At 65.3% G+C, this 16595-nt stretch carries 18 protein-coding genes and 1 tRNA gene; 9 read left to right on the top strand and 10 right to left on the bottom strand.

Annotated features, from left to right (window positions below; translation table 11 throughout):
* Window positions 1-46: 46 nt before the first annotated feature.
* Entirely contained in the window at window positions 47-979 is a 933-nt protein-coding gene (locus NJF35_RS22585) for a FecR family protein (RefSeq protein ID WP_225790562.1), read from the top strand.
* Between the two features lie 97 nt (window positions 980-1076).
* Window positions 1077-1153, top strand: a tRNA-Met gene (locus tag NJF35_RS22580).
* Window positions 1154-1283: 130 nt separating this feature from the next.
* Here NJF35_RS22580 and NJF35_RS22575 read toward each other — a convergent pair.
* Complete coding sequence (locus NJF35_RS22575; protein ID WP_253091498.1) at window positions 1284-1898, bottom strand: LysE family translocator; 615 nt, start codon at window positions 1896-1898, stop codon at window positions 1284-1286.
* Between the two features lie 141 nt (window positions 1899-2039).
* Here NJF35_RS22575 and NJF35_RS22570 point away from each other — a divergent pair, with 141 nt between their 5' ends.
* The gene (locus tag NJF35_RS22570) at window positions 2040-2957 is read left to right on the top strand and encodes a LysR substrate-binding domain-containing protein (protein WP_225790564.1); all 918 of its coding nucleotides are present in this window, start codon (window positions 2040-2042) and stop codon (window positions 2955-2957) included.
* Here NJF35_RS22570 and NJF35_RS22565 read toward each other — a convergent pair.
* The 4 genes from NJF35_RS22565 to NJF35_RS22550 form a co-directional block, all read right to left on the bottom strand.
* Window positions 2897-3400, bottom strand: coding sequence for a D-Ala-D-Ala carboxypeptidase family metallohydrolase (locus NJF35_RS22565; protein WP_253091497.1), 504 nt, complete (start codon window positions 3398-3400; stop codon window positions 2897-2899). The two genes, NJF35_RS22570 and NJF35_RS22565, sit on opposite strands and share 61 nt — an antisense overlap.
* 207 nt (window positions 3401-3607) lie before the next feature.
* Window positions 3608-4252, bottom strand: a complete 645-nt coding sequence (gene can, locus NJF35_RS22560) for a carbonate dehydratase (protein WP_225790566.1) — start codon at window positions 4250-4252, stop codon at window positions 3608-3610.
* 52 nt (window positions 4253-4304) lie between these two features.
* Entirely contained in the window at window positions 4305-4760 is a 456-nt protein-coding gene (gene rimI, locus NJF35_RS22555) for a ribosomal protein S18-alanine N-acetyltransferase (protein ID WP_225790567.1), read from the bottom strand.
* Complete coding sequence (locus NJF35_RS22550; protein ID WP_225790568.1) at window positions 4757-5545, bottom strand: energy transducer TonB; 789 nt, start codon at window positions 5543-5545, stop codon at window positions 4757-4759. The genes rimI and NJF35_RS22550 overlap by 4 nt, the downstream gene beginning before the upstream one ends.
* A gap of 204 nt (window positions 5546-5749) precedes the next feature.
* On the opposite strand from NJF35_RS22550, the gene mksB reads away from it, so the two are divergent.
* The 3 genes from mksB to mksF are packed head-to-tail and all read left to right on the top strand — an operon-like array spanning window position 5750 to window position 10564.
* The gene (gene mksB, locus NJF35_RS22545; protein ID WP_225790569.1) at window positions 5750-7039 is read left to right on the top strand and encodes an Mks condensin complex protein MksB; all 1290 of its coding nucleotides are present in this window, start codon (window positions 5750-5752) and stop codon (window positions 7037-7039) included.
* Entirely contained in the window at window positions 7029-7736 is a 708-nt protein-coding gene (gene mksE, locus NJF35_RS22540) for an Mks condensin complex protein MksE (protein ID WP_225790570.1), read from the top strand. Before mksB ends, mksE begins: the two co-directional genes overlap by 11 nt.
* Window positions 7733-10564 carry an Mks condensin complex protein MksF gene (mksF, locus tag NJF35_RS22535; RefSeq protein WP_225790571.1) on the top strand — a complete coding sequence of 944 codons (2832 nt, stop codon included), beginning with the start codon at window positions 7733-7735 and terminating at the stop codon, window positions 10562-10564. Before mksE ends, mksF begins: the two co-directional genes overlap by 4 nt.
* Window positions 10565-10680: 116 nt before the next feature.
* Here the strand turns inward: mksF and NJF35_RS22530 are convergent, their stop codons facing one another.
* The 5 genes from NJF35_RS22530 to rplU form a co-directional block, all read right to left on the bottom strand.
* Window positions 10681-11124 (bottom strand): CreA family protein, encoded by a 444-nt coding sequence (locus NJF35_RS22530; protein WP_225790592.1) that lies wholly within the window; start codon window positions 11122-11124, stop codon window positions 10681-10683.
* Between the two features lie 22 nt (window positions 11125-11146).
* Window positions 11147-12265 carry a glutamate 5-kinase gene (gene proB, locus NJF35_RS22525; protein ID WP_225790572.1) on the bottom strand — a complete coding sequence of 373 codons (1119 nt, stop codon included), beginning with the start codon at window positions 12263-12265 and terminating at the stop codon, window positions 11147-11149.
* Between the two features lie 87 nt (window positions 12266-12352).
* Entirely contained in the window at window positions 12353-13576 is a 1224-nt protein-coding gene (cgtA, locus tag NJF35_RS22520; RefSeq protein ID WP_225790573.1) for an Obg family GTPase CgtA, read from the bottom strand.
* A 189-nt stretch (window positions 13577-13765) separates the two neighbouring features.
* Window positions 13766-14023: a 50S ribosomal protein L27 gene (rpmA, locus tag NJF35_RS22515; protein WP_225790574.1), complete on the bottom strand. Its 258-nt coding sequence runs from the start codon at window positions 14021-14023 to the stop codon at window positions 13766-13768.
* A gap of 38 nt (window positions 14024-14061) precedes the next feature.
* Entirely contained in the window at window positions 14062-14376 is a 315-nt protein-coding gene (gene rplU, locus NJF35_RS22510; protein ID WP_225790593.1) for a 50S ribosomal protein L21, read from the bottom strand.
* A 246-nt stretch (window positions 14377-14622) separates the two neighbouring features.
* On the opposite strand from rplU, the gene NJF35_RS22505 reads away from it, so the two are divergent.
* The 3 genes from NJF35_RS22505 (at window position 14623) to NJF35_RS22495 (ending at window position 16497) form a co-directional block, all read left to right on the top strand.
* On the top strand, window positions 14623-15591 hold the full coding sequence (locus tag NJF35_RS22505) for a polyprenyl synthetase family protein (protein WP_225790575.1): 969 nt from the start codon (window positions 14623-14625) through the stop codon (window positions 15589-15591).
* 167 nt (window positions 15592-15758) lie between these two features.
* Window positions 15759-16100: a zinc ribbon domain-containing protein YjdM gene (locus NJF35_RS22500; protein WP_225790576.1), complete on the top strand. Its 342-nt coding sequence runs from the start codon at window positions 15759-15761 to the stop codon at window positions 16098-16100.
* Window positions 16101-16251: 151 nt separating this feature from the next.
* Entirely contained in the window at window positions 16252-16497 is a 246-nt protein-coding gene (locus tag NJF35_RS22495; protein WP_225790577.1) for a hypothetical protein, read from the top strand.
* Window positions 16498-16595 lie beyond the last annotated feature (98 nt).

The raw sequence follows: 16595 nt of genomic DNA, 5'->3' as shown, positions 1-16595 counted from the left end.
CCCCTGTAAACATTGAGCGAAACCGCCCTTTCCGCGAGCAGATCCCATGAGCCCGATGCCCGCCTTGCAGATCCAGGCCGATCCCCAACGGGAGGCGCTGGAATGGTTTTCCCGCCTGCGCCAGCCCGGTGGCGACGAACGGCTGCACCAGGCGTTCAGCGCCTGGTGCCAGGAGCCCGACAACGCACGGGCCTATGCCGAGCTGGAAGCCTACTGGCAACGGCTGCAGCCACCTCCGGCACGGCCACGCCCCCGACAAGTCAAGGCGCGTCGCAGTCGGGCCGGCACGTGGCTGGCGGTGCTGTTCCTGCTGGTGCTGGCGGGCCTGACCTACCTCTACTGGCCACTGGCGCAGCGCCTGGGCAGCGAGCTGCACACCGCCAGCGGCGAGCGCCGCAGCCTGCGCCTGGCCGACGGCTCCACCCTGCACCTGGACAGCGCCAGTGCCATGAACGTCGACTTGCGTGGCCGCACGCGCCTGTTGCAGCTGGTACAGGGCCAGGTCTACCTGGAAGTGATGCTCGACGGGCGCGCCATGGAGGTGCAGGTCGACGCAGCACGCATCCAGGTGTTCGGCACGCGCCTGATGATCGCCCGTCATGCCGGCCATGACGAACTGGTGGTGCTCAAGGGCAAGGCCATGGTCATCCAGGGCGGCGAGCAGCGCATGGTCTCGGCCGGCGAGCGGGTCACCTTCACCGATACACGCATCGACCCGGTGCAGAAGATCGACGCCAAGGCAGCCGACGCCTGGCGCAGCGGCCATCTGCTGGCCAAGGACACGCCCCTGGGCGAAGTCCTGGAGCGCCTGACCGGCTACCTGGGCCGACGGGTCTGGCTGATGGACGAGCAGACCGCCTATCGACGCGTCAGCGGCGACTTCAACCTCGACCGCCCCGCCGAAAGCCTCGAGCGCCTGGCCAACGACCAGCGCCTGCAACTGCACGACGTGCTCGGTCATTGGCTGATCGTCCGCTGAAGATCGGGCTTTCTGGCTAAGCGTTTGAAAGCGCGTAAATTTTTTTTGAAAGGGGTGTTGACAGGATCGGGATTCAAGCGAATAATGCGCGCCACTTGGCTACATAGCTCAGTCGGTTAGAGCACGGCATTCATAATGCCGGTGTCCGGGGTTCAAGTCCCTGTGTAGCCACCATCTTCGAAAAGGGTTTACCGCAAGGTAAGCCCTTTTTCTTTTGCCCTGCGAAAACCATTCGCGTAATGCCGGTCGATTAAGGCTTCCATTTAGTAGGGCCGCTTCGCAGCCCAACGTGATGGACAATCTCTCAACGCACACCCGCAACCACCACCGTCACCCCCAACCCGATCAAGGCCACGCCGATCACCCGGTCGACCACCCGCTGCCGTTCGATCATCGCCCTGCGCAGCGCCACACTGGAAAAGAACACCGCCACCAGGCTGAACCACAGCCAGTGAGCGAAGGACATGAATGCGCCGTAGGCGAAGTCCAGTGCCAATGGGCTGCCCGGCTGGACCACCTGGGTAAAGGCACTGACCACGAACAACAGGGTCTTGGGGTTCAGGGCATTGGTCAGGAACCCCGTGCATAACGCCGCCCGAGCGCTCGTGCGGGCTTGCTCGACGCCCTCGTGGCTGATGCGCGTGGTGTTGGTCAGCGACTGGTAGCCCAGGTAGATGAGGTACCCCGCCCCCACCACCTTCATGACCATGAATAGAGCCGGGCTCTGGCTGACGATCACGGCGATGCCGAGCACCGTGTAGCACACATGCACCTGCACCCCCAGAGCGATGCCCACTGCGGCCGCCAGGCCGGCCTTGCGGCCCTGTGCATAACTGCTGCGGGTGACCATGGCGAAGTCAGCCCCCGGGCTGATGACAGCCAGCACGGTGAACAGGGCCACGGCAATCAGTTCGTTCACGCAAAAGCTCCTCGATAGACGATGAAAAGGCACAGAGGCACTGATTATCGAAGGCTTATCCACAAGGAAAAATCGATTTATAGTGCGCTTGATCCACTAGTTTTTCTCACACAAAAATATTGCGCATTCGACGGCAACCCCATGAAACGGCCCCCATTGACCGCCTTGCACTACTTCGACATCGCTGCCGAAACCGAGAGCTTCGTACGGGCCGCCGAGCGCCTGCACGTCACCCATGGCGCAGTCAGCCGCCAGGTACGACTGCTGGAGGAAAGCCTCGGCGTGGAACTGTTCGAACGGCGCAATCGGGCGATCTTCCTCACCCCCGCCGGCCGCGCGCTGCACGGCACCACCCAGGCGATCTTCGAGCAACTGGACGGTACGGTGCAGCGCCTGCAGGCCCAGGCGCGCGACAATGTGCTGGTACTGTCGTGCGAACCCACCATCGCCATGCGCTGGCTGATCCCACGGCTGCCCCGTTTCCATGCCGCCCATCCAAGCTTGCAACTGCACCTGGTGGCTGCCGGTGGCCCGCTGGACTTCACCCGCACCGGCGTCGACCTGGCGCTACGGCGCGATGACTTCCATTGGGACCGCCAGTTGTACAGCCTGAAGATCTGCGACGAGTGGATCGGCCCAGTCGGCCGCCCAGGCATGGGCGATGGCCTCGACGGGCAACGCCTGTTGCACAGCACCACCCGCCCCGACGCGTGGAACACCTGGCTGCGCCTGAGCGCTCGTCAGGCCCGCCCTGACGCGCACAGTGACTATGAACATTTCTACCTGTCGGTCCAGGCCGCCAGCGCCGGGCTGGGCCTGGCCATCGCCTCGGCACTGATGGTCCGCGACGAACTCGACAGCGGGCAGCTACAGGCGCCGTTCGGCTTCCTGCGCGACGGTTCGGCCTATCATCTGCTCAGCCCTCGCCCACTGGATGATGGTGGCAAGCGCCAGTGCTTTGTCGAATGGGTGATGGCCGAGTGCCAGGCCTGTCTCGCTCACCTGGGCTTGGCGCAGAACGACGAACCCGAGCGGCCGTCTCCACCCCAGGTCCGATAGCCCGCCGTATCGAGGTGGATACGCCCGGACGGGTAGCGCCCCAGGCCCATGTTCCAGGCTCGGCCGTGTTGCTGCCAGAAGCGGCACAACGGGTTCGGGTCGGCCCAGGCCGGCAGCAGCAGGTCGACGGCGAAGGCGCGGGTATGGGCGCTGCCCACCGCACCACCGGCGCAGGCGTTCAGGCGGGGATCGCGGTAGGCCGAGACCACTTCGAACTGGCGCAGGATGCCCTGGTCGCCGAGGGTCTTGAGCAGCATCAGGGTGGAACGCACCTGGGGCCAGTGGGTAGCCGGTGGCACGGCGAAAGGCGAGGCACGGCACAGGCGCCAGTCCGAGGCCGAGCGCAGCAGTTGATGGATCGGCACCACGCCATACAGCCGGGCATCCACCAGCATCTGGCGGAAGGGGCGGGTCTGGTGATCCCCCGCCCACTGGGCGAACATCCACAGGTCGCGCTCGTCGGCCTAGGCGATACCTGCCATTAGCAAGCACCCAGCCAACGCCAGCAGCCTCGTGCTTTTCATTCCTTTCCCCCTTGCTCCAACTATGGCAGCCCCTGGCAAGGAGTTAAGCATGGCGTGTCGCGCACGGAGGTTTCGGGCTGGCCTCACGAGGGGCCGCTACGCGCCCCAATGCCGCATGCCTGGCCCTCAGCCCTGCTCCACCGGCCGCAACCGATACTGCGCCGGCAACTGGGCGAAGCCGCTGATGGTGGTGTCCAGGCTCTTCCAGCGACCATCCTTGATGCCATAGATGCACCCGTGGATCGACAGTTCCTGCCCGCGATGCCAGGCGTTCTGCACGATGCTGGTATGGGCCACGTTGGCCACCTGCTGGATCACGTTCAATTCGCACAGGCGGTCGACCTTGGCCTCCTCGCCGTCCAGCTTGGCCAGCTCGGCGCGCTTCTCGTAGTACAGGTCGCGGATCGAGCGCAGCCAACCGTCGATCAAACCCAGCTGGCGGTCCTGCATGGCCGCACGCACACCGCCGCAGCCGTAGTGACCGGTGACCAGGATATGCTTGACCTTGAGCACCTCCACCGCGTACTGGATCACCGACAGGCAGTTCAGGTCGGTGTGCAGCACCACGTTGGCGACGTTGCGGTGGACGAACAGGTCGCCCGGCAGCATGCCGACGATCTCGTTGGCCGGCACCCGGGCATCGGAGCAGCCGATCCAGAGGAATTCAGGCGCCTGCTGGCGGGCCAGCTTGGCGAAGAAGTCCGGGTCGCGCTGCTTGATCGCATCGGCCCAACGCTCATTGTTGTCGATCAGTTCCTGCAGGTCATGCATGGTCGTTGCCTCATCAGGGTATGCCTGTGTGACTTGGCCAGCCCCCGCCAGGTCACTCTTCGAGCAGGGTGCAGGCCATCACCAGGGCGTCTTCGCGCCCACCGGCAACCGGGTAGTAGTCCCGGCGCCGGCCGATTTCGTTGAATCCGTAGCGTTCGTAGAGACGATAGGCCGACTGGTTGCTGGCCCGTACCTCCAGGAAGCATTCGCGGCCATTGAGCTGGTAGGCCCGTGCCATCAGGTGCTGGAGCAGGCGCAGGCCGAGGCCACGGCCCTGGCTTTCCGGTTTGACGGTGATGTTGAGCAAGTGCGCCTCGTCGATGATCACGTTGATCACGCCATGACCGACCTGCTGCTGCCCCTCGAACATCAGCCAGACTTCATAAGACTTGAGCGCATCCTGGAAGATGCCACGGGTCCAGGGATGACTGAACGCGGCATATTCGATCTTAAGCACGGCATCCAGATCCGCCTCGGTCATCGGGCGGAAACTGATCGAGTCACTCATTCAACGCTCTTCCAGCGCGCCATCAGCCGGCGCATCGCTTGCCAGACGTCCGCCTTGCGCCGCGGCTCGTCCATCAACAGTTCAAGGCCTGGCAGGGCCCAGGCATCGCCCAGGCCCTCGACCTTGAGTTCTTGGTAGTAGGCCTCGGCGTCGGCCTGGCCGGCGAAGCGCACCGCAGGCAGGCCGACCAGCCACAGGCAGGTGCACGGGGCTTCTTCCAGGCGGGCCTGGATGAAGGCCTGGACGAAGTCCCGTGCCGCCTCCGGGCCCTGGTCCATGTTGCCGCGTACCAGCAGGGGCCAACGCACCGGTTCGCCGACGATCTGCGGGGCATCCGGCAGGCCGGCGGCGCGCAGCATGTCCTTGAGCAGCAGGTACGACGGGTCGCGGCTCTGGAACGGCTGGCCGGTGGCCAATTCCACCAACAGCAGGCAGTGACCGGCGCGCAGCAGCTGCAGGGCGAAGCGCGGCGGCGGCACCGGGGTCGGACGAGGCGCTGGCGCCTGCTCCTCGGCTTCGACCGGCTTGCTGGTTGGCTTGGGCGCGCTGCCTGGGCGGGGAATTTCGATCTTCGGCCGCTCGCTGGGGCGGGCCTGGGGCGCGACAGGCGCCTCGCGGGCCGCCGGCGCCGAGGGCTTGACCTCGAACTCGAGCACCTCGACCGGCGCCTGCGGCAACAGCAGCTCGGGCCGTGACGGCGCGGCGAACGGCAGTTCGGCACGCGGCAGCCAATGCACCACTTGCATGGCGGAAAGGTAGGCGCGGCGGCGAGGCTCGGTCAGCAAGGCACGGTCATCCGGGGGGAGAAGTCAGTCGGCCATTCTACCGCTGTTGTCCATCGAGCGCCGCAACTGGGCGACGGAAATTTGTTGTCCGCGAAAGGGCCGGCACTGGCAACGGATACCCACCATTACAGACCAAGGGGTGAAATCCTCCCCCCGGGATGCAGTACAATCGCCCCTTTTATTTGGCAACGAGTCGACCCGCCAATGATCGAACCCAAGCGCGTCCTGCGCGCCCTAGCCGAACACTGGGCCCTGATCGAGCCGCTGTGCGAGCGCTTCGACCAGGGCACCCTGAGCCTGGTCGAACTACGCCAGCAACTGGCCCGCCAGCAGGTGGAGAGTACCCCGCAGGACATCACCCAGCTGCTCGATGTGTGGATCCGCCTGGATATCCTGGTGCCGGTGGCCAAGAGCCCGAACCGCTTCGAGCTCAACGCCCAGATCCACGACTTCCTCGCTTACCTGCGCCGCGAACACCGCCTGGGCCTGTGCCTGGAGATCGAGGCCTACCTGCGTCACCTGGAGCGCCTGGCCGGGCATATCCAGGACGCCTTCGACAACCGCGACAGCGACGACCTGGCGCGCCAGTTGCGCCTGCTCGACATGCGCGTGCGCGACGTGCTCAAGAAGCTCGACAACGACGAGCAGGCGCTGGTCGCCGTGGCCGAACGGGCCAAGACCAGCAACCGCCAGATCCCCCTGCGCCAACGCTACGCCGAGGTCCTGGCGACCTGGGACGAGTATGTCGAGCCGATGATCCAACTGGTCAACGCCGACGGTGCCTTCGAGCAGGGCGTGCGCAAGGTCGAGACCGTGCTGCTGCGCCTGCTCGGCGAGCAGGCGCGCCTGGGCCACCTGGTCGACGACGACATGCTGCTGCGCACCCACGCGCGCATCCTCGAGATGCAGACCAGCGCCCAGTTGACCCTGCGCCATGCCCGCGAGCTCTTGCTGCCGCTGCGCGAAGAAGCGCGCCGGCACAATGCCGTGACCCGCGGCGCCGCCCTGGCCCTGTCGGTGATCCGCCGCAAGGGCATCGACGCCGTGCCCCACGCGGCCATGCCACTGTTCACCCGGCCGCAGAGCACCTTCCTCGGCAGTGCCAGCCAGGTCGAGGCCTACGTCTATGCCCTGGCCCGCTTCGAACCGAAACCGGCGCGCTTCCCCAAGGCGCACAAGACCCAGAAGGGCCCGTTGCCGCGCGCACCGCGCACGGTCAAGGAAATGCTCGAGCGCTGCGAGGACGCCCTGCCCCTGCCGGACCTGATGGTCTGGTTGCTGGAGCAGGAACCCGAAGGCGCCACCGACGAGCTGCTGTACTGGTTCTCACGCCTGTCGCGGGAGAAGCGCTTCAACCGCGAGCGCCTCGACCGGCGCGAGTACACCACCCGCGAACACCTGGTCAGCCTGCGCTCCTTCGCCCTGACCTCCAGCCGCGAAACCACGCCCGCGGCCACGCCCGAATCCAACGCGAGCCCAGCCCATGCATCTTGATCTTTCCGAACTGTCCCAGCTCGCGCCGATCTTCCGCGAGCTGTTCAAGGGCTTCCATATCAGCCGCCGCGACCCTGAGCTGTACGCCCAGCTGTCGAACTTCCAGGACCAGTACCGCACCCTGTTCAAGGCCCTGGGCTTCGAGCTGGTGTGCGACACCCGCGGTTTCTACTACTTCGTCCCCGAACAGGCTGCCGCCCAGGTCAACAAGACCGCCCAGCGGCTGTCGCTGTTCACCTTCATCCTGGTCGAGCACCTGGCCGACCAGGGCCGCGACCCGATGGCCGTGCTCGATGGCGGCAGCATTGGCCGCGACGAGCTGCCATCGCTGCTGGAAAAATACCGCGACCTGTTCATCCAGGCCGAGGTGCAGACGGTCGACGAGCTGGAGGAGAAGATCCTGCGGCGCATGACCCAGCTGGGCTTCGCCCACGAGGAAGGCGGCATCTACCGTTTCCTGCCACCGATGCACCGCTTCCTCGACGTCTGCCTGTCGGTCCAGCAGGACCGCGACCTGGCCGCCAGCCTGCACAGCGACCTGCCGCTGCCGACGCCGGTACTGGTCGAGGAAGAAAGCCCGGAAGAACTCAACCGCACCGACGACCCGCTCGACCTGACCCCCTTCGAGGCCGAGGAAAGCGAGGAAGAAGCCCTGGCCCGGGCCATCCGCGAAGAGCAACAGGAGATTGACGCATGAGCCAGGAACGCTACGGCATCCGCCGCTTCGCACTGCTCAACACCGCCGGCTACAGCCTGGGCCTGTTCCCCCTGGAACACCCGCTGTCGGTCTACGGCGCCAACAACCTGGGCAAGTCCGCCTCGATCAACGCCCTGCAGTTCCCGATCCTGGCGCGCATGTCCGACATGAGCTTCGGCAAGTACAGCCTGGAGCAGTCGCGCCGCTTCTACTTCGCCAGCGACACCAGCTACATCCTCTGCGAACTGAACCTGCCCCACGGTCCGCACGTGATCGGTGTGGTCGGTCGTGGCCCGGGCGGCGGCTTCGGCCACCAGTTCTTCGCCTACCAGGGCCAACTGGACCTGGCGCACTACCAGAAAGACGACACCTGCCTGCGCCAGAAAGAACTGTTCACCAACCTCGAGCGCCACGGCCTGAAGGCCTACGAGCTCAAGCCGGACGAACTGCGCCGGTTGCTGGTCGGCGGCCACACCTCGGTGCCGCTGGACCTGACCCTGATCCCGCTGCGCTCGACCAGCGAGCAGAGCCTGAAGACCTTCCGTGCCCTGTTCATCAACCTGCTGCACATGCGCGAGATCACCGCAGCCAAGCTCAAGCAGCTGTTCCTCGATGCCTTCGAGCACAGCCTGCGCTCGGGCAGCGTCGACTACATCGCCGCCTGCGAGGAAGCCTTCCGCGACGTGCGCCGCATGGAGCAGGACTACAACGCCCTGGTCGCCGCAGGCCCGCTGGTCGAGGCACTGGCCGGCGGCGTGGCCCAGCGCGACATCCTGCGCGGCAAGCTGCACCGCCTCTCGCCGCTGCTCGACAACCTGCTGGGCACCTGGCAGGACTACGCCATGGCGCGCAAGGAAGAGCTGGTCATCCAGGCCGAGCACTACCGCAACGAGCAGGACAGCCTGCAGAACGACCAGCGCAGCGGCACCCAGGAGCTGATGCGCCTGGAGCGCGAGATCACCGGCATCCAGCGCTGGCTCGGCGAACTGTCGGTACTCAAGCACCGCTTCGCCCTGGTCGACGACGTCAAGGTCCTGGAGCAGCAGTTGCTGGCGGCCAAGGACGCCCATGACGAACTGGCCGGCGCCCTGGCCCAGTCGCGGCAGTTCTCCGCCGAGGACCTGGACGAGCGCGTGCGCGACCTGGAAAAACGCCTCAAGCAGGTCAGGCAGCAGCTCGACCACGCCGACAACAACAGCTACGCCCGCCTGCGCGAGGAGTTCTCCCAGCAGGATGTGGACCGCCTGATGCGCCTGTTCAACGGCGCGCTGTTCAGCCTGCCGCTGGGCGAGCGCGGCATCGAGCTGGACGACAGCGACCTGTGGGTGAAAACCCTGGAGGCCGTGCTCGACGGCTTCAAGGGCGAGCGTTTCGAGGCCCCGGGCCTGGCCATCGACCTGTCGCACATCGATCCGCCGGCCCTGCAGGCCCTGGCCGACCGCGCCGCCCTGCGCGACCAGAAAGAACGCCTGGAAAAAGAGCTCAAGCAGCTCAAGACCCAACAGGCCGTGGCCCTCGACCGTGCCGCCAGCAAGGCGCAGACCGAGGCCCTGTACCAGCAGGTGCTGGATGCGCAGAAGGCCCTGGAGGACTTCCGCCGCACCGAGACCCTGAGCGCCGAAGAGCCGGAAAAGCTCGAGCAACTGGCGCAACTGGAAGCTGCCCAGGACGAGCTCAAGCGCTCCAGCGACGCCTTCACCGAGCGCGTCCAGCAGCTGTCGGCCAAGCTGCAACTGGTGGGCCGGCAGATCGCCGACCTGGAAGCCAAGCAGCGCACCCTCGACGACGCCCTGCGCCGTCGCCAGTTGCTGCCGGCCGACCTGCCCTTCGGCACGCCCTTCATGGAGGCGGTCGACGACTCCATGGACAACCTGCTGCCACTGCTCAACGACTACCAGGACAGTTGGCAGGCCCTGCAGCGGGTGGACAACCAGATCGAGGCGCTGTACGCCCAGGTACGCCTCAAGGGCGTGGCCAAGTTCGACAGCGAAGACGACATGGAGCGCCGCCTGCAACTGCTGATCAACGCCTACTCGCACCGCACCGAAGAGGCCCTGACCCTGGCCAAGGCACGCCGCGCCGCAGTCACCGACATCGCCCGGACACTGCGCAACATCCGCAGCGACTACGACAGCCTGGAGCACCAGCTGGCCCTGTTCAACCGCGAGATCAACAAGCGCCAGGTGTCCAACCTAGAGAGCTTCCGCGTGGTCCTGGCGCCGAACAAGGAAGCGCTCAAGCACATCGACCAGATCATCCACAGCGCCGGCCAGTACGAGGAAGGCGAGACCCTGTCAGTGTTCGACCTGACCCAGAGCGCCGAGCAGGATCACAAGAACGAAGAGGCCAAGGAGTACCTGGCGCGGCTGGTGGCGGCCAACCACAACCAGCTGGGCCTGAAGGACTTGTTCGAGCTGGCCTTCGAGATCACCAAGATCAACAGCCAGCCGGTGATCCACGCCGACATCGATGGCGCGGCGTCCAACGGCACCACCATGACCATCAAGGCGCTGACCAACATGTACCTGTTGCTGCACCTGATGGACCGCGACCTGGCCGGCCGCATCCGCCTGCCCTACTACCTCGACGAGGCGGCGGACATCGACGAGCGCAACCAGGCCGCGCTGCTGGAGACCAGCCAGCAACTAGGCTTCGTGCCGATCCTGGCGAGCGTGAAGCCGCAGGTGTCGGCGCGGGTGGCGATCGACCTGGAAGGCGGCAGCGGGCCGAACGGTATCTACATCGACGAGGCGGACTGGAAGTTCATCAGCCGCCGGGATGAGGTGAAGGCGATCGTTCGTGAGGATCAGGCCGAGGAACTGGCCTGAGATGGGGGTAACCGGGGCCGCTTCGCGGCCCCACTACCAGATGGCCAACGCCGAACTTGTGGGAGCGGGCTTGCCCGCGAATGGAGGCCGAAGGCCTCCCCGCCCTCGACCCGGTATCACTGGGCCCACGGCACGATCGGAATCGCCGTCACCGCATTCTGCGGGCTGCCTTCGATCAGCCGGTCGCTGTACACCAGGTACACCAGCGTATTGCGCTTCTTGTCGAGAAAGCGCACCACCTGCATGGTCTTGAACACCAGCGAGGTGCGTTCCTTGAACACCTCCTCGCCCTCCTTGAGCTCACCCTTGAAGTTGATCGGCCCCACCTGGCGGCAGGCGATCGACGCCTCCGCACGGTCCTCGGCCAACCCCAGGCCACCCTTCAGGCCGCCGGTCTTGGCCCGCGACAGGTAGCAGGTCACGCCCTCGACCTTGGGATCGTCGAACGCCTCGACCACGATACGGTCGTTGGGCCCGACGAACTTGAACACCGTGGAGACCTGGCCGATCTCCTCGGCCCCAGCCAGCATCGGCAGCGCCAGGGCGGCCACGGCAAACATCCTTTTCAGCACGGTGCGCTCCTCAGACCAGAACCAGGTTGTCGCGGTGCACCAGCTCCGGCTCGGCGATGTAGCCGAGCAACCCTTCGATGGCGTCAGAAGGCTGGCCGATGATCTTCTGTGCCTCCAGGGCACTGTAGTTGGCCAGGCCACGGGCCACTTCCTGGCCGTCCGGGCCGACGCAGACCACCATCTCGCCACGGCGGAAGCTGCCCTGCACGGTCTTCACGCCGACCGGCAACAGGCTCTTGTTATCCTCGCGCAGGGCCCGCACGGCACCGGCATCGAGCACCAGGGTGCCGCGTGTCTGCAGGTGACCGGCCAGCCATTGCTTGCGCGCGGCGAGCATGCCGCGCTCGGGCGACAGCAGGGTACCCAGGCGCTCGCCGGCCTTGAGCCGGTCCAGCACACGCTCGATACGCCCACCGACGATGATGGTGTGGGCGCCGGAACGCGCAGCCAGGCGTGCGGCGCGCAGCTTGGTCTGCATGCCGCCACGGCCCAGCGCGCCGCCGGAGCTGCCTGCCACGGCATCGAGGCTCGGGTCGTCGGCGCGGGCCTCGAAGATCAGCTGGGCGTCGGGGTTGTTGCGTGGGTCGGCGTCGAACATGCCGTCGCGGTCGGTGAGGATCACCAGCAGGTCGGCCTCTACCAGGTTGGCCACCAGGGCCGCCAGGGTGTCGTTGTCGCCGAAGCGAATCTCGTCGGTGACCACGGTGTCGTTCTCGTTGATCACCGGCACCACGCCCAGGTCCACCAGGGTGCGCAGGGTGCTGCGGGCGTTGAGGTAGCGCTTGCGGTCGGACAGGTCGTCATGGGTCAGGAGAATCTGCGCGGTGTGCTTGCCATGCTGGCCGAAGCTCGACTCCCAGGCCTGCACCAGGCGCATCTGGCCGAGCGAGGCAGCAGCCTGCAACTCGTTCATCGCACTCGGTCGCTTGGCCCAGCCCAGCTGGCTCATGCCAGCGGCCACGGCCCCGGAGGAAACCAGCACCAACTCCACGCCTGCCTCCCGCAGCGCGACCATCTGCTCGACCCAGACGGCCATGGCGCCGCTGTCCAGCCCCTTGCCATCCGCCGTCAGCAGGGCGCTGCCGATCTTCACGACCCAGCGCTTGGCGCCTGTCACCTTGCTTCGCATCTTCTCTTCCAACCTATGTCGAATCTGTAGATACCGTAGATACCAAAACGCCGCTCCAGAGAGCGGCGTTTAGTGTACTGCAACCGGTCAGTCGCGCACGTAAATGATTTCCGGGCCGTCCCCGTCGTCCTCGTCATCATCCCAGTCGTCATCGTCGCCGATGTCGTGCACGCTCTTGACGCCGCTGCGGCGCAGGGCGCGGGCGTCGTCCAGGGCTTGCAACTGGGCGCGGGCCTCGTCCTCGATGCGCTGGTCGAGCTCGGCCAGTTCCTCGGCATAGGCCGGGTCGTTGGCCAGGCGGTCGGCGCGGTCTTCGAGGTAGCGCATGATGTCGTGGCTGAGCTGCTCGGTGCCCTGCTTGGAGATGGCCGAGATCACGTAGACCGGGCCTTCCCACTGCAGGCGCTCGACCACTTCCTTGACTCGCTCGTCGCGCTCGTCGTCCATGACCATGTCCGACTTGTTCAGCACCAGCCAGCGTTCACGCTCGGTCAGCGAGGGGCTGAAGCGGGTGAGCTCGTTGACGATCACCTCGGCGGCATCGGCCGGGCTGCTGCCGTCCAGTGGCGCCAGGTCGACCAGGTGCAGGAGGATGCGGGTACGCGCCAGGTGCTTGAGGAAGCGGATCCCCAGGCCGGCACCGTCGGAGGCACCTTCGATCAGGCCAGGGATGTCGGCGATGACGAAGCTCTTCCAGCGGTCGACACTGACCACGCCCAGGTTCGGTACCAGGGTGGTGAAGGGATAGTCGGCGACCTTCGGCTTGGCCGCCGAGACCGAGCGAATGAAAGTGCTCTTGCCCGCGTTGGGCAGGCCCAGCAGGCCAACGTCGGCCAGGACCTTGAGCTCGAGCTTCAGGTCGCGCTGATCGCCCGGCTTGCCTGGCGTGGTCTGGCGCGGCGCACGGTTGGTACTGGACTTGAAGCGGGTGTTGCCCAGGCCATGCCAGCCACCCTGGGCGACCAGCAGCTTCTGGCCGGGGGTGACCAGGTCGCCGATGATCTCCTGGGTACCAGCGTCGATCACCGTGGTGCCGACCGGCACGCGCAGGACCAGGTCATCGCCCTTCTTGCCAGTGCAGTCGGTGCTGCCGCCGTTGGCGCCACGCTGGGCCTCGAAGTGGCGGGTGTAGCGGTAATCGACCAGGGTGTTGAGGTTCTCGTCGGCGACCATGAACACCGAACCGCCATCGCCACCGTCACCACCGTTGGGGCCACCGTTCTCGATGAACTTCTCGCGGCGGAAGCTCATGCAACCATTGCCGCCGTCACCGGCCTTGACCCGGATCGATACTTCGTCAACAAACTTCATAGAAACCGCCTCTCGTCGGCAGACGAGCTGAATGACTCAAAAACATGAGGCTCTTGCAAAAATGAGCGCGGCGGCCCCGTAACGACCGTAAACACCAGCGCCAGCAGCCCATACAAACAGCTTTGCAAGAGGCTCACCACAAACGAAAAAGCCCCGTCGCATGACGGGGCTTCTCCAGCGACTTCGCGATCAGGCCGCGACGACGCTTACATAGCGACGGCCGAACTCGCCCTTCTTCTCGAACTTGATCACGCCTTCGATCTTGGCGAACAGGGTGTGATCCTTGCCCATGCCAACGCCGTAGCCGGCGTGGAACTGGGTGCCGCGCTGGCGGACGATGATGTTGCCGGCCTTGATGACCTGGCCGCCATACATCTTCACGCCAAGGCGTTTCGATTCTGAGTCGCGACCGTTACGAGTACTACCACCAGCCTTCTTGTGAGCCATGGTTCAATTCTCCAAATAAATTCAGGGGATCTAGGGGATTAAGCCTGGATACCGGTGATTTTGATCTCGGTGAACCACTGGCGGTGGCCCATACGCTTCATGTGGTGCTTACGACGACGGAACTTGATGATGCGGACCTTGTCGTGACGGCCTTGCGAAACGACTTCAGCCACAACCTTGGCACCTTCGACGACTGGCGCGCCGATGGTGACGTCGTCGCCATTGGCGACCAGCAGAACGCGATCGAAAGTCACGGATTCGCCGGTGGCGACTTCCAGCTTCTCGACCTTCAGGAATTCACCTTCAGCGACTTTGTACTGCTTGCCGCCGGTAACGATTACTGCGTAAGACATGGTATTTCTCCGATAATCCTGCTCACCCAGCGCTTTATAGGAAAGAGTATTGGCTGGCATGGCTGCACTGGGCTGGAACGGCCCGGTGCAATTGCGTAAGGCAGGTGCTGCCCAGGAAAGTTAGGGTGCGCGATTGTACGCAACCGCTGATTACCTTGCAAGTCCCGCCCCCGGCCCGCGGGCAGCGCGCCTTGACACACCGGGACCCGCGACCTAGCATGCCGCGCAACCTCAATGGAGCAGCCGATGCAACCCCAATCCTTCTACCGCGCGGTGGCTGACGATTTCAGCGCCGTCGACGAGATCATCAAGAAGCAGCTGACCTCGCGCGTGCCGCTGGTATCGAAGATCGGCGACTATATCACCTCCGCCGGCGGCAAGCGCCTGCGCCCACTGCTGGTGCTGCTGTGCGGCAAGGCCCTGGGCCGCGAAGGCGACGACCTGCGCCTGCTGGCGGCGACCATCGAGTTCCTGCACACCGCCACCCTGCTGCACGACGACGTGGTCGACATGTCCGGCATGCGCCGCGGCCGCTCCACCGCCAACGCCCTGTGGGGCAACGCGCCGAGCGTGCTGGTGGGCGACTTCCTCTATTCGCGCTCGTTCGAGATGATGGTCGAGCTCGGCTCGATGCCGGTCATGCAGATCCTCTCCAAGGCCACCCGGGTCATCGCCGAGGGCGAAGTGCTGCAACTGTCGCGGGTACGCGATGCCAGCACCAGCGAAGCGGTATACATGGAGGTCATCCGCGGCAAGACCGCGATGCTGTTCGAGGCCTCGACCCACAGCGCCGCCGCGCTGGCAGAAGGCACCGACGAACAGCGCGAGGCGCTGCGCACCTTCGGCGACCACCTTGGGGTCGCCTTCCAGCTGGTCGACGACCTGCTGGACTACAAGGGCGACTCGCAGACCCTGGGCAAGAACGTCGGCGACGACCTGGCCGAGGGCAAGCCGACCCTGCCGCTGATCTACACCATGCGCGAAGGCACGCCCGAACAGGCTGCGCTGGTACGCCAGGCGATCCAGAAGGGCGGCCTGGAAGACCTGGAGCAGATCCGCATTGCGGTCGAAACCTCCGGCGCCCTGGACTACACCGCGCAGCTGGCACGTGACTACGTCGCCCGCGCCATCGCCTGCCTGGAAGTGCTGCCGGCCAGCGAGTATCGCGATGCCCTGGTCGAGCTGAGCGAGTTCGCGGTCGCCCGTACCCACTGACCACACCGAAAAACTCCATTCGCGGGCAAGCCCGCTTCTACAAGGCCAATGCGGCCCCTGTGGAAGCGGGCTTGCCCGCGAATGCATTTGCACAGGCGGCACACACCTGGCAGACAAAACCTTATACAATATGCGTCTTTAACCGCCCGTCTGTTTAAGGAACCCCCGTGAGCACTCTGCCACCCTGCCCCAAATGCAACTCCGAATACACCTATGAGGATGGCACCCAACTGATCTGTCCCGAATGCGCCCACGAATGGTCGGCCAGCGGCGAAGCCGAAGCCGTCAGCGACGAGGTGGTGAAGAAGGACTCGGTAGGCAACATCCTCCAGGACGGCGATACCGTTACCGTGATCAAGGACCTCAAGGTCAAGGGCTCGTCCCTGGTGGTCAAGGTCGGTACCAAGGTCAAGAACATCCGCCTGTGCGATGGCGACCACGACATCGACTGCAAGATCGACGGCATCGGCGCCATGAAGCTGAAGTCGGAGTTCGTGCGCAAGGTCTGATGCACTGCCACTCGGGGCTGCCGGCGCGGCGGCCCTGACAGGTCCTGCAACAGGGCCCCTGCCCCATTCGGAAGAATTCCGCCAATAGGGGCTTGCTATTCTGATAATAAGAATTATTCTCATTGGAGTCGCTATCCAATGGAGAATAGCCATGACCTATCTGATCGACGCCTGGCTGGACCGGCCACACCCCTACCTACGTATCCTGCACCGCGAGACCGGCGAGGTCTGTGCCGTGCTCGAGGAAGACGCGCTCGACGAACTGCGCGACCAGGGCGACCTGGACCTCAATGGGCTGAATTCAAGCGAGCCGGTGGTGCTCAAGGAACTGGTGCGCAACCTGTTCCTGTTCTGCTATGCGCGGGCATTGCGCCCTGGAGGGACGGATTGGAACTGAGGGTGTGTCGGCCGATGGGGCTTTGCAGCCCATTATTCGCGGACAAGCCCGCTCCCACAGGGGCCGCGTCGATCGCACATGATGCGATTTGCAGGGCC

This window comes from Pseudomonas guariconensis (genome assembly GCF_024127895.1).
Lineage (GTDB): Bacteria > Pseudomonadota > Gammaproteobacteria > Pseudomonadales > Pseudomonadaceae > Aquipseudomonas > Aquipseudomonas guariconensis_B.
Note: the sequence above shows the minus strand (reverse complement) of the source record. Positions and strands in the feature narration are given on the sequence as shown.

Coding starts and splice junctions, on each gene's coding strand:
- NJF35_RS22570 (WP_225790564.1), top strand. CDS start 2,040: ATGAAACGGCCCCCATTGACCGCCTTGCACTACTTCGACATCGCTGCC.
- rimI (WP_225790567.1), bottom strand. CDS start 4,760: ATGAGTGACTCGATCAGTTTCCGCCCGATGACCGAGGCGGATCTGGAT.
- NJF35_RS22505 (WP_225790575.1), top strand. CDS start 14,623: ATGCAACCCCAATCCTTCTACCGCGCGGTGGCTGACGATTTCAGCGCC.
- NJF35_RS22565 (WP_253091497.1), bottom strand. CDS start 3,400: ATGTTCGCCCAGTGGGCGGGGGATCACCAGACCCGCCCCTTCCGCCAG.
- mksF (WP_225790571.1), top strand. CDS start 7,733: ATGAGCCAGGAACGCTACGGCATCCGCCGCTTCGCACTGCTCAACACC.
- can (WP_225790566.1), bottom strand. CDS start 4,252: ATGCATGACCTGCAGGAACTGATCGACAACAATGAGCGTTGGGCCGAT.
- NJF35_RS22585 (WP_225790562.1), top strand. CDS start 47: ATGAGCCCGATGCCCGCCTTGCAGATCCAGGCCGATCCCCAACGGGAG.
- rplU (WP_225790593.1), bottom strand. CDS start 14,376: ATGTCTTACGCAGTAATCGTTACCGGCGGCAAGCAGTACAAAGTCGCT.
- NJF35_RS22530 (WP_225790592.1), bottom strand. CDS start 11,124: ATGTTTGCCGTGGCCGCCCTGGCGCTGCCGATGCTGGCTGGGGCCGAG.
- mksE (WP_225790570.1), top strand. CDS start 7,029: ATGCATCTTGATCTTTCCGAACTGTCCCAGCTCGCGCCGATCTTCCGC.
- proB (WP_225790572.1), bottom strand. CDS start 12,265: ATGCGAAGCAAGGTGACAGGCGCCAAGCGCTGGGTCGTGAAGATCGGC.
- rpmA (WP_225790574.1), bottom strand. CDS start 14,023: ATGGCTCACAAGAAGGCTGGTGGTAGTACTCGTAACGGTCGCGACTCA.
- mksB (WP_225790569.1), top strand. CDS start 5,750: ATGATCGAACCCAAGCGCGTCCTGCGCGCCCTAGCCGAACACTGGGCC.
- NJF35_RS22495 (WP_225790577.1), top strand. CDS start 16,252: ATGACCTATCTGATCGACGCCTGGCTGGACCGGCCACACCCCTACCTA.
- cgtA (WP_225790573.1), bottom strand. CDS start 13,576: ATGAAGTTTGTTGACGAAGTATCGATCCGGGTCAAGGCCGGTGACGGC.